General features: G+C 45.8%; 10 protein-coding genes. 8 read left to right on the plus strand and 2 right to left on the minus strand.

From position 1 onward, the window contains the following. The first annotated feature begins 74 nt into the window (after positions 1–74). From ACFPXP_RS21800 to ACFPXP_RS21810, 3 genes are all read left to right on the plus strand, one after another. Entirely contained in the window at positions 75–1,979 is a 1,905-nt protein-coding gene (locus ACFPXP_RS21800) for an LTA synthase family protein (protein WP_379896598.1), read from the plus strand. A gap of 190 nt (positions 1,980–2,169) precedes the next feature. After that, entirely contained in the window at positions 2,170–2,700 is a 531-nt protein-coding gene (locus ACFPXP_RS21805) for a hypothetical protein (protein WP_379896599.1), read from the plus strand. A gap of 180 nt (positions 2,701–2,880) precedes the next feature. Continuing rightward, positions 2,881–4,572 carry a zinc ribbon domain-containing protein gene (locus ACFPXP_RS21810; RefSeq protein ID WP_379896600.1) on the plus strand — a complete coding sequence of 564 codons (1,692 nt, stop codon included), beginning with the start codon at positions 2,881–2,883 and terminating at the stop codon, positions 4,570–4,572. Between the two features lie 76 nt (positions 4,573–4,648). On the opposite strand, the gene ACFPXP_RS21815 is transcribed toward ACFPXP_RS21810, so the two are convergent. Further along, the gene (locus ACFPXP_RS21815; RefSeq protein WP_379896601.1) at positions 4,649–5,461 is read right to left on the minus strand and encodes a zinc ribbon domain-containing protein; all 813 of its coding nucleotides are present in this window, start codon (positions 5,459–5,461) and stop codon (positions 4,649–4,651) included. A 138-nt stretch (positions 5,462–5,599) separates the two neighbouring features. On the opposite strand from ACFPXP_RS21815, the gene ACFPXP_RS21820 reads away from it, so the two are divergent. Then, positions 5,600–6,421: a lipoate--protein ligase family protein gene (locus ACFPXP_RS21820; protein WP_379896602.1), complete on the plus strand. Its 822-nt coding sequence runs from the start codon at positions 5,600–5,602 to the stop codon at positions 6,419–6,421. A 4-nt stretch (positions 6,422–6,425) separates the two neighbouring features. Here the strand turns inward: ACFPXP_RS21820 and ACFPXP_RS21825 are convergent, their stop codons facing one another. Further along, entirely contained in the window at positions 6,426–7,157 is a 732-nt protein-coding gene (locus tag ACFPXP_RS21825; protein WP_379896603.1) for an alpha/beta hydrolase, read from the minus strand. Between the two features lie 367 nt (positions 7,158–7,524). Here ACFPXP_RS21825 and pdhA point away from each other — a divergent pair, with 367 nt between their 5' ends. From pdhA to lpdA, 4 genes are read left to right on the plus strand one after another with little or no spacing between them, the layout of a single operon-like run. After that, on the plus strand, positions 7,525–8,607 hold the full coding sequence (pdhA, locus tag ACFPXP_RS21830; protein WP_379896604.1) for a pyruvate dehydrogenase (acetyl-transferring) E1 component subunit alpha: 1,083 nt from the start codon (positions 7,525–7,527) through the stop codon (positions 8,605–8,607). Positions 8,608–8,610: 3 nt separating this feature from the next. After that, a complete protein-coding gene (locus ACFPXP_RS21835; protein WP_379896605.1) occupies positions 8,611–9,591 on the plus strand; it encodes an alpha-ketoacid dehydrogenase subunit beta in 981 nt (326 codons plus the stop codon). Positions 9,592–9,612: 21 nt separating this feature from the next. Next, a complete protein-coding gene (locus ACFPXP_RS21840; RefSeq protein ID WP_379896606.1) occupies positions 9,613–10,902 on the plus strand; it encodes a dihydrolipoamide acetyltransferase family protein in 1,290 nt (429 codons plus the stop codon). Between the two features lie 3 nt (positions 10,903–10,905). Then, entirely contained in the window at positions 10,906–12,312 is a 1,407-nt protein-coding gene (gene lpdA / locus ACFPXP_RS21845; protein WP_379896607.1) for a dihydrolipoyl dehydrogenase, read from the plus strand. Positions 12,313–12,331: the final 19 nt, after the last annotated feature.

Below are 12,331 nucleotides of genomic sequence, written 5' to 3' on the forward strand. Positions count from 1 at the left end.
AAATATAGGTTTTTATATCCATGCTTGGTGGTTTATGGCTTTAGTGGAAGAGAGATTAGGAGGATATGAAAGCAATGAAATGGATAAAAAAATGGACGGTAGATAACTGGTCCAGACTTTGGTTGTTCTATTTGGCGATCGGAATGATCTGGCTGAAAACATATTTGGTTCAAAGATTTCAGTTTAATTTACCAGTCGAGTCTCCCTATCAGGAGCTGATTTTGTTTATTACGCCGGTCAGCTCGACCATGCTGCTGCTCGGTATAGGTTTGTTGTTTTTTAAGAAGAGAAGTAATTTCTCTGTCATTTTAATCAGCTTTTTAACATCAGCTATACTGCTGGCAGATTTGATTTATTACCGGTTTTATAATGACTTTATTACCTTGCCGGTACTGTTCCAGGCAAAGAACGTTGGAGATTTGGGCAGCAGCGTTTCGACCTTATTCTCATTTACGGATCTTCTCGTATTCCTGGATACGGTGGTCTTAATTCTACTCACTTACGTGAAGAAGGTGCCGCAGGTTCGGATACAACGACCAGAACTCGTCAGCGTATTCGCATTCGCCATTATTGTGTTTTTCGTGAACTGGAGCATGGCGGAGTCCGTACGTCCTGAACTGCTGACACGTACATTTGACCGCAACATTGTCGTGAAGAGCATCGGAAATATCAATTATCATATTTACGATATCGTCCAGAGCTCGAAGATGTCTTCGAAAAAGGTTTTTGCGGACAGCAGCGACTTAATGGATGCTGAAAAATATTTGCAGCAATCGCCAAAGGATATACCATCCGATGAACTGTACGGCATTGCCAAAGACAAAAACGTATTTTTGATTTCGATGGAGTCACTTCAAGGCTTTGTCATCAATCGTAAAATGTTTGGTCAAGAAATTACGCCGTTCTTGAATGACCTTATTGAGGACAGCTATTATTTCGAGAACTTCTATCATCAAACAGGCCAAGGGAAAACCTCCGATGCGGAATTTATGATGGATAATTCGCTGTATCCTTTACCAAGCGGTGCGGTATACTTCACGCATGCGAACAATACGTATACAGCAACGCCATCGATCTTGAAGGATCAGGGCTATTATTCTGCGGTATTCCATGCCAATGATGCATCGTTTTGGAATCGCGAGTTAATGTACGACACATTAGGCTATGACAACTACTTCGCGAAGGAATATTACAACATCACACCGGAAAACTCGGTAGGCTGGGGTCTGAAGGACATTGATTTCTTCAAGCAAACCGTACAATTGGCGAAGGATTTGCCGCAGCCGTTCTATGCTAAACTGCTTACGTTAACGAACCATCATCCTTACGAATATAGTAAAGAGGATCAGATGATTCCTGAGTTTAACTCCGGAGACGGTTCCTTCGACCGTTATTTCGTGACGGTTCGTTATTTGGATGAGGCATTGAAAAACTTTTTCGATGAAGTAAAGAAAAACGGATTGTATGAAAATTCAATCTTTATTATGTACGGTGACCATTATGGGATCTCTGAAAACCATAACCGTGCGATGGGTGAATTTTTGAATAAAGAGGAAATTACTCCTTATGATTCTGTACAATTGCAGAAAGTACCGCTGATTATCCATATTCCAGGCCAGGAAGGAAAAACGCTCGATACCATTTCCGGTCAAATCGATGTGAAGCCGACTCTCCTTCATTTGCTTGGAGTAGATGATTCGCAGGCGGGCGTTAATTTCGGTCATGATTTGTTCGCAGAGAACAAGCCGCAACTGACGGTGCTTCGTAACGGAAGCTTCATTACGGATGAATATGTCTTCGCACAGGAAACATGTTATGAGAGAGAAACCGGCGTTGAAGTAGACAGTGCAAATTGTGAGCCGTTCCAAGATAAAGCAGCGAATGATTTACAGTATTCGGATGAAATTATTTACGGAGATTTACTCCGCTTTATATTACCGGAAAATGAACAAGAGGACGCCGATAAGGCTGCCGAATAATGGATAAAGCCGCATACCTTGAAGAAACCCACAGAGCTGATTCTGTGGGTTTCTTCGCGTGCAGAGGAATAAGAAGAGAGAGCCGTAATTGTCTTCACAGGAAAAAGGGGTTGGGGTAGATGTATATTTTTGTCAGCGGCTTCGCATACTACGCCATAGAATATGGCTTGAGCAAAAAGGAGATGGGTTAGTGATGAAATTACAAAAGCTGTTTTTGGCTGTGACTGCGGTCATGCTGGCAAGCAGTACACCCGCAGCAATGGCTGAATACAAGCAGGATCCAGCTTCCGGTCACATGCACATGCATGAGGCGCCGGCACTGGATGAGAGCAAACGAATGGAAATGCTGGTGGCGACGGAGCAGGAGTGGCACACGCTGAACAAGTTGATGATGGAAAAGCTTGAGAAGAAGAAGCAGGCTGTGCAGAAGAGGGACGAGCTTCTAACTTTAATTGTGAGTGCGGCGAAAAAAGGTGATACCGAGGCCCTTAAAAAGGCAAGTGAGATTAGAGGGCAGATGGGAATGTCACACGAGAATCGCAAATCGACAGGAAAGGCCGTACATGAGGCGATGAGAGCAGCCCATGAAGCAGGGAAAACAGGAGACACCAAACAGGTGAAGGTCCATCTGAAAGAGGCCATATCCGGGTTTGAACAGTCCTTGGATCAAATGGATGAGAGACTTAAGCAAATGGATCAGGCGATCCAAGCTTTGAAATAAATGAGGCAAGACTAGAATGCGGGAGCGCCATGCTTCCGTATTTTTTGTGCGTTGAGGAAGTGGTCGGCCTTTTGCAATCGTTAAAAATACGTTATTTACAGGCTGAGAAAGAGGAATACAAGCGGTTTTTGTCGAATAGAGGGAATGACTTGTTAGTTTACATATTAGGGGGAGAATGGATTGAAGTATTGCCAACAATGTGGGGCTGAGCGTGTGCAGGGTCAAAAATTTTGCGGATCCTGCGGCGCGAAATTTATTGAGACGGTTACTCAGCAGCAGGTTGACGAGCTGCAGTCTGCACAGCAAGAGAACGAACAACGACATACAGCAGACCATGAGGAACATGTGGTGGAGGAGGCTTTTGTTGCCGAGAAGCATGAGGGGAACGAGCGGACGGAGCAAATTCCACGATACGTGAAGGTTGAGCAGGAGTCAGGAGATATTGACACGCAGGGGCAAGTACCTCCATCTGAGCACGTGTCAACTTTAGAGCCGAACAAGCCGAAAGCTCCAGGAACCCAAACGGCTCAATTTAAAGTTCATTCAAAGAAGAAGCTTTCGAAGAAAATATGGATTCCTGCTTTCATCGTGCTGCTGATTGCTGCAATAGCTGTAACCGGATGGATTCTTGGCTCGAAATACAGCTCTGCGGAATACGCAATAGATCGCCTCGAACAGGCCGTTGATGATAAAGATGCGGAGGAGCTTCTAAATTTGCTCGTCTCTGAAGATAAGCAGTGGAAGCTGGACGAGGAACAAGCCGAGAGCTTCATTCAAGCCTTAGACGGCCATGGGGACTTTAGAGAAGAGTTGTTTGCTCAACTCAGAGAGGAAGCAGGCTCTTCAAGTAGTGCTAACAAGATTAAAGTTTTTGAATCGATGGGCGGCGGGTCGTCGGACAGCTCCTTCTTAACGCTCAAGAAGGAAGGGAAGCAGTGGTTTTTCTTTGACCGCTATGTCTTTGAGGTGCAGCCATTCTATATGGATGTAAGCACGAATTTGGAAGACACCGTCCTATCCATTAACGGAAAGGAAGTAGCTACAGCGGACGAAGCCGACTACGAGGAGCAGTTTGGACCGTACATGCCGGGAGTTTACGAGGTTACGGCACAATTGGAAACGGAATACGGACCGATTGAAACTACGAAGGATGTCGAATTGTTCTCCGATTCGGTTCAGCGAGTCGATCTGTTTCTGAATGCCGATTATGTGATGATCTATTCTAATGAATACGATGCGGTACTTTGGGCCAATGAGGAGGAGATCGGGACGATCCCTTCAGATGGTTTGCTGATCGGTCCACTGGCGGTGGATGGAACGGTTTCCGTGAGAGCAATCAAGGACTATGGTTGGGGTACAGCGGAAAGTGAAGAATACATTATTGAGGATGCAGCAGATGTGTATTTGGAGCTCAATCCGTTGAACGAGGACGTAAAGGCTCAACTTTATGATACATTGAATGACTTTGCAGTATCTTGGATTCAAGCCTATACACAGATGGACGCCAACTTACTGCTGAATGTAACGGATGAACAGCGTCAATTCCATAAGGATGATATGGATGCAGTCTTGAATCAAGGGTTGCTAATAACAGGAACTGCGGAATATACTACATACGATGCAGATAGCTTTTCATATTTTTACGATGAATGGGATACGAATGAACACTATGTATCCGTTGATATGATGGCCGAATATTTGATGAGTGTATATTACCAAGGAGAAGAACCCATACTGGAAATCTATCAGTATCCTTGGACTGTTTATTTAATCTACGATTCTGCAACAAGCCGATGGTTGGTAGATGGAGTAGAAGACCTGTATGATTTTTATCCTTATGAGCCAGTAGATTTTGAACTGAGCGGTATTTAATTCAATTACGAGTAGGGGCTTTCTACAGTCAGTTGACTGCGAAAGCCCCTCATTTCATTTATTGACTTGGATTTATTTAGAGAACGCCAAACAAAATCACGATAACAACGAAATAAATGAGCAGCGTTCCGTAGAATGGATCGATTCCTTTGGAATCCTCTGTCCGCATCGAATAGATCGTAAAGCCAACCGAAGCGGCGATGCTGAGAAAACCAAGCACGACTAAATAGGATGTAATGTCATTGCTGATCACTTTGAAAATCGCAACTAATAAAAAGATGGCCGAAGGAATGACGAGAAAAGAACCGAACCTGGCGGCTGTATCTAAAATGGAATGAGTCGCTTTCATCCATTTGCTGACTAGGAAGATAAGTCCGATCATCACTGCCGCAACGATGACAAAATAGATGAACGGCTTAAAGAAGTGCTCGGTGAATCGATTCGTATCTCCGTATAAATATTCCTCGAAGTCAGAAAGATCGATTCCCGCATTCAAATAAAACAGGTTGCCTTCAATAATAAAGTAGGCAAAGGCAAAGAGGATCGACATAACTCCTAATTGAATAAATCCATTAATCTTTTCCGTTTCGTTGACCTTTTCGCTGCGACGAGCGGGAGCTTTGAAATTGTCCAAAATGAACTCCCAATATTTTTTCAGGATCACAGCTGCCGGGTGCGGCTGGGATGGAGCAGGAACGGCCGTATAAGCAAATGCCCCCTGCTCTCCACTATGTTCGCTTGGAGCTTCCTGATATAATGGTTGTTGTGGCTGCGGTTGCGGCTGAACCTCCGAGGCAGCTGCGGTTTCACCTGACGGGGTTTTCGTCCCGCAGGAGGTACAGAATTTGACGGAATCGGACAATGGCTGTCCACAATGTGTGCAAAACATCAATAAATTCTCTCCTTTATGTATCATTTTCGTACTCGACCATCAGGCATTATTCGACATTTATTGGTTTAAATCCTTTCAAAATACCCAAAAAATTCACAATTTCAGTGTAGCTCATACAGAATTAGGAGGCTCTCCATGATTTCTTTCGAACAAGGCATAGATATCATCAACGTCGATCTTACAGCTGAACAAGATCTTTTACTGCCGTTCGCCTTTGAAGAAGTGCTGTGCAAACAAGTGGGCAAAACCGGGAGGCCCGCACTTCATTTGTGGACTTATCCTAAAGGGCTTGTGATGGGACTAAGAGATCGCAGACTCCCGCATGCCGCAGAAGCCATGAAGTTCATGAAAGAACGAGGATATGAAACCATCGTACGGCATTCTGGCGGAGCAGCAGTGCCGCTGGACGATGGCGTGCTGAATGTGTCGCTTATTTTGCCAAAGCCAGCAGGGACCATGGATTTTCATCGTGATTTTGATACGATGGTACATTTTATGAAGCAAGCTGCCCAATATTACAACGTAGGTTTTGATGTCGGTGAAGTAAAGGGGTCGTATTGTCCTGGAGATTATGATCTGAGCATAAAAGGGCTTAAATTTTGCGGAATCGCGCAGCGGAGACAGACGAAGTCCTTTGTCGTGCACGCCTTTATCATCGTAGAAGGCAGTGGATCGGAACGAGCGCAGCAGGTGAAGCAATTTTACGAGCGCGCTGCAGGTTCCGATCCAGCATTGGAATATCCAAGGATTAGACCGGAGAATACCGGTAGTTTGGTAAAGTTGACAAATGGCAAAATATCGTCTTTGTCTGATTTTCGGACGAGCTTGATGCAGGTCGTATTGGACAAAACACCATCGATAACGCTGTACCGAAGCTATGAACAGACAGGTCTGTCAGAGGCGTCTCTACTGATGGCACAGCATCTTAAGGAGCGTTATGACAAGCATATTTCATGAACAATCAGCTCAATAGAAAGTAGCTGAGCGCCTCAGGCAGTTCCTTCTGCCAAAAACCCCAAATGTGCTTTCCTTCTCTTTCCAAATAAACAGGTCGGACATTCTTCCGCTCGAGGATCTCCTTCGTTTCGCGGTTCAGCTGCAAGAAATCGAAGGTTCCTCGTTCGGTTTTCACCTCTGTTTCATCGGTTCCAATCAACATATAGATATCGAGAAAGGACAAGTCGGGTTCCTGCTGGAGCCTAGTGATCGTAGAGGGGAGGAATGCCCCTGATAAACTCAAAACTTTTTTGAATAATTCAGGATAATCTAAGACAAGATGTAAAGAGACTGTACCGCCTAGGGAATCTCCGGCCAAAATACGGTCATCGGGCTGTGGTCTGACAGGATAACGCTCTTCGATAAACGGAAGCAATTCTTTTGTGAAGAATTGGCAGTATGCCCCAAAACGACTTCCGTCGGGGGAGTATTCATTTGTGCGTTCCGGCATGTTGACATCTACACCGACAATAATGGCGGGCTGCAGCCCTTCATCGAGAATGAGACGTGTGGCATGTGTGGCAATTCGCCCAAAATTGAAGAATTCCTCTCCATCCTGACAATAGATTGCTGGGTAAGAATGCAGCTCATTGTATCCAGGAGGCAAATAAACACGCAAGTTTCTTTGCATTCCCAAAAACGTAGAATCCAGTTGTTCTTTGACAATCGTACGCTGATAATATTTGGAATCGCTCATGGCTTCCTCCTTAAAGTTGAATTGATTTGCTGCTTATCTGTAATTCTATAACCCTGTTACATACTGACACAGGGGGGCGAAACGATCCCTTGATGTAGTCCATCTTATCAGAAGATATTGGACATGAGAAAGTCAGTAAAAAACGGGCTCTTGCGAAGATTCAAAAGTTTTTAATAAAAAAGACACAAAGGAGATAGAAATTTGCTCAACTGTATTATATAATTATTTTAGCTGTTATATATATGGAATTGATTTTTTTTAACTATTTTCAACAGTTACAATGTATTTCTGTCCTAGAACAGAAAAGTGAAAATGGTATAACAGTTTGACAAAAGCCTTTAATTTTTATGAATGAGGTGAACGGTACATGAGTAAATTGCCGCACGAGGTTTACACCGAAGATGTGAAACCATTATCTATTCTTTCACTTGACGGGGAAGTCGTAAACCCCGATTTTATGCCTAAATTAAGTGATGATCAGCTGAAAGAATTAATGAGAAGAATGGTTTTTACCCGCGTATGGGACCAAAGAGCAGTTAGCTTGGCTCGTCAAGGACGCCTTGGCTTTTATGCTCCAGTTTCCGGACAAGAGGCATCGATGGTTGGCAGTGAGTTTGCATTAGACAAAGAAGATTTTATTTGTCCAGGATATCGGGATATGCCGCAGATCGTTTGGCATGGACTTCCAATGTATCAAGCGTTTCTGTACTCTCGGGGTCATCAACACGGGGGACAAATTCCTGAAGGCGTGAACGTGCTTCTGCCTCAAATTATTATTGGTGCACAAATCGTTCAAAGTGCCGGCGTGGCGATGGGCTTGAAGAAACGCGGCAAGAAGAACGTTGTTATTGCATATACCGGAGACGGCGGTTCCTCTCAAGGGGATTTCTACGAAGGAATGAACTTTGCGGGCGCCTTTAATTTGCCTAACATTTTCTTAGTTCAAAACAATGGTTACGCGATTTCCACGCCTTTCTCCAAGCAAACGGGTGCTAGATCGGTTGCTCATAAATCTCAGGCTGCCGGACTTCGCGGTGTACAAGTTGACGGTATGGACGTACTTGCCGTATACCAGGCTGTGAGTGAAGCAAGAGAGCATGCCCTAAACGGTACGCCTACTTTGATTGAGGCGATTACTTATCGCTTTGGTCCGCACTCCATGTCCGGCGACGACCCTACGAAATACCGCACGAAAGACGAAGAAGGCTCTTGGTCTGAACGCGATCCTTTGGTGCGTTTCCGTAACTTCATGGAGAAGAAAGGGCTTTGGTCCGAAGAAGAAGAAAATACCGTGGTAGAGGAAGCCAAAAAAGCAGTAACTGAAAATATTAAGAAAGCGGAGCAAGCTGAAAAAATGACCGTTCCGGGTCTCATTGACAGCATGTTTGAAACGACGCCTGCTCATTTGGAAGCGCAGAAGGCTCAATTTTCTGCTAAGGGGGATAAATAAGTCATGGCTCAACTGACGATGATTCAAGCGATTACTGAAGCGCTCAGATTTGAATTAGAGCGTGATCCGAATGTTCTTGTTTTTGGTGAAGATGTAGGTAAAGTGGGTGGCGTATTCCGTGCAACGGAAGGTTTGCAAAAACAATTCGGTGAAGAACGGGTATTCGACACCCCGCTTGCTGAGTCCGGTATCGGCGGATTGGCCATTGGACTTGGAGTAACTGGCTTCCGTCCGGTTGCAGAAATTCAGTTTATCGGTTTTATTTTTGAAGTCATGGATTCCATCTGTGCACAGGCATCCCGTATGCGTTACCGTTCCGGTGGACGATACAACAGCCCGATCGTATTCCGTACACCATTTGGCGCCGGCGTCCATGCACCAGAGCTGCACTCTGACAGCTTGGAAGGAATGATTATGCAGACTCCTGGCATCAAGGTTGTCGTTCCATCCAATCCTTACGATGCAAAAGGATTAATGCTTTCCGCCATTCGGGATAACGATCCCGTATTCTTCTTAGAGCACCTGAAGCTGTACCGTTCCTTCCGTGATGAAGTTCCTGAGGGAGATTACACGGTGCCGATCGGTAAAGCGAAGGTTGTTCGCGAAGGCACGGATGTAACGCTTATCGCTTACGGTGCAATGGTGCATACGGCACTGCAGGCTGCGGAAGAAATTGAAAAATCTCAAGGCGTCAAAGCAGAGGTCATCGACCTTCGCACACTCGTTCCGCTTGATATCGAAACCATTGTAGAGTCGATCAAGAAGACGAACCGTGCGATTGTTGTACAGGAAGCACAAAAATCTGCAGGTGCTGCAGCGGAGATCATTGCTCAAATCAATGAGAATGCCATTCTTCATCTGGAAGCACCAGTACTTCGCGTGACCCCTCCAGATACAGTAATTGGTTTTGGCCAAATCGAGAAGGAATGGGTACCGGATGCTGCTAGAGTGATCAAAGGCATTCAAGACGTATTAGCATTTTAATCCAAAAGGAGGAGACCTACTGTGGCTATTTATCAATATAAATTTCCTGAATTGGGCGAAGGTCTTCATGAAGGGGAGATCGTCAGCTGGCATATTAAGCCGGGTGACACCGTGGAAGAAGACCAAATCATCATGGAAGTGCAGAACGACAAGGCGGTTGTTGAAGTTCCTTCCCCTATCAACGGTAAGGTTGTTGAAGTAAAGGTATCAGAAGGTACGGTTTGTGTTGTAGGCGACGTTGTAGCAACCTTTGAAGTGGAAGGCGAAGTCGAGGGTGCAGGCGAAGAAGCTCCAGCGGCGAAAGAAGAAGCGCCGCAAGCTGCACCTCCAGCAGCGGCACCACAAGCACAAGCAGCAGCGGCTCCAGCGGCAGCAGCAAGCATCGCTGATGTAGATCCTCGCGAAGTATTGGCTACGCCAAGTGTTCGCAAATACGCACGTGAGCAAGGCGTTGATATTCGCCAAGTACAAGGTACAGGCAAGAACGGAAAAATCACAAAAGAAGATGTCGCAGCCTTCGCATCTGGCGGCGCTCCAGCAGCGGCACCTCAAGCACAAGCAGCAGCGGCTCCAGCAGCAGCTTCTCAAGCGGTTGTTGTTGGTGGAGACCGTCCAGAGGAAAGAGTTCCTTTGAAGGGAATTCGGAAAGTCATTGCCAATGCAATGTCCAAGTCGGTCTATACGGCTCCACACGTCACCATCATGGACGAAGTCGATGTGACCAAGCTTGTAGAACTGCGTAAAAAGGCAAAGCCGGTTGCTGAGCAAAAAGGCGTCAAGCTGACTTATCTTCCATTTATCGTCAAAGCGTTGGTTGCTGCAGTCCGTGAATATCCAGCACTGAATGCTTCGATCGACGATGAGAAAAGTGAAATTGTTTATAAAAAATACTACAATATCGGAATTGCGACTGATACCGATAACGGCTTGATCGTACCGGTTATCGAGCACGCAGACCGCAAGAACATTTGGAGTATTGCAGATGCAATTCGCGATCTGGCTGTCCGCGGACGTGAAGGCAAACTGGCTCCAAATGAAATGAAAGGCAGCTCGATCAGTATTACCAATATCGGATCTGCAGGCGGTATGTTCTTTACTCCGGTCATTAACTATCCGGAAGTTGCTATTTTGGGTACGGGCCGTATTTCACAAAAACCGGTCGTGAAGGATGGCGAAATCGTCATCGGTCAAGTAATGAACTTGTCCCTAAGCTTCGACCATCGTCTCATTGATGGTGCAACAGCCCAATATGCAATGAACTACATCAAGAAACTGCTCGAAGATCCCGAAATGCTAGTCATGGAGGTGTAACACATGGTTGTAGGAGATTTTTCAACAGAAGTAGATGTGTTAGTTGTCGGTGCAGGTCCCGGCGGATATGTGGCAGCCATTCGTGCCGCACAGCTAGGGAAATCTGTCGTCATCGTCGATAAGGCAAATTGGGGCGGTGTATGTTTGAATGTCGGATGTATCCCTTCCAAAGCGCTGATTACGGCAGCTCATCGTTATGAGCACATGAATCATTCTGCGGATATGGGAATTACAGCGGAAGGCGTTAAGATCGACTTCACGAAAGTACAAGAGTGGAAGTCCAGCGTTGTCAATAAGTTGACCGGCGGTGTCAGTGCTTTGCTGAAAGGCAATAAAGTTCAGATGATCCAAGGGGAAGCTTATTTCATCGATGAAACGACCGTCAGCGTCAACAGTGAAGATGAAAGCCATCGCTTTAAATTCAATCACTGCATTATTGCGACAGGTTCCCGTCCGATTGAGCTGAAGACTTTCCCATACGGAGAGCGGATTCTATCTTCCACGGGCGCGCTCAGCTTGCAGGAAATTCCTGAGAGCATGGTCGTTATCGGTGGTGGATATATTGGAATCGAGCTTGGTCAGGCGTATGCGAAATTCGGAACGAAGATTACGGTTCTGGAAGGCTCTGACTCGATCCTGCCAGGTTTCGAGAAGGATATGACTCGTTACGTTGCTAAAAACCTGAAGAAGCTCGGCGTTGAGACGGTTACTGATGCATTGGCTCAAGGATATACGGAAACAGCTGACGGCGTGGAAGTGACCTATACCGTGAAGGGCGAGGAGAAGAAAGTATCTGCTCAATACGTGCTCGTCACTGTGGGACGTCGTCCAAACACGAACGATATCGGTTTGGAAGGTATTGGCGTCAAAATGACGGACCGCGGCTTGATCGAAGTCGACAAGCAGTGCAGAACAAGCATTCCGAATATCTATGCGATCGGCGACATTGTTCCTGGTTTGGCATTGGCACACAAGGCTTCCTATGAAGGAAAGGTCGCTGCCGAAGCTATTGCAGGGCAGCCATCCATCGTGGATTACAAAGCTATTCCAGCCGTTGTATTCTCCGATCCGGAAATGTCCAGCGTAGGTATTACGGAGACGGAAGCAAAGGCACAAGGCATTGAATATGCTGTAGGCAAGTTTAATTATGCGGCCAACGGACGCGCGCTTGCATTGAACAGTGCAGAAGGCTTTGTAAAAATCGTTGCAGATAAAGCAACAGGCGTCGTTCTTGGCGGTCAAGCGGTGGGTGCGGAAGCATCTAACATCATCGCCGAAATCGGATTAGCGGTTGAAACGGCAATGACATTAGAAGATATTGCGCTGACGATTCATGCACATCCAACATTAGGCGAGATTGTGATGGAAGCCGCTGAAGGTGCATTAGGACACGGTGTTCATCAACTATAATCATCAACATTCATAAACG

Origin of the sequence: Marinicrinis lubricantis, assembly GCF_042658665.1 — a bacterium.
Lineage (GTDB): Bacteria > Bacillota > Bacilli > Paenibacillales > KCTC-33676 > Marinicrinis > Marinicrinis lubricantis.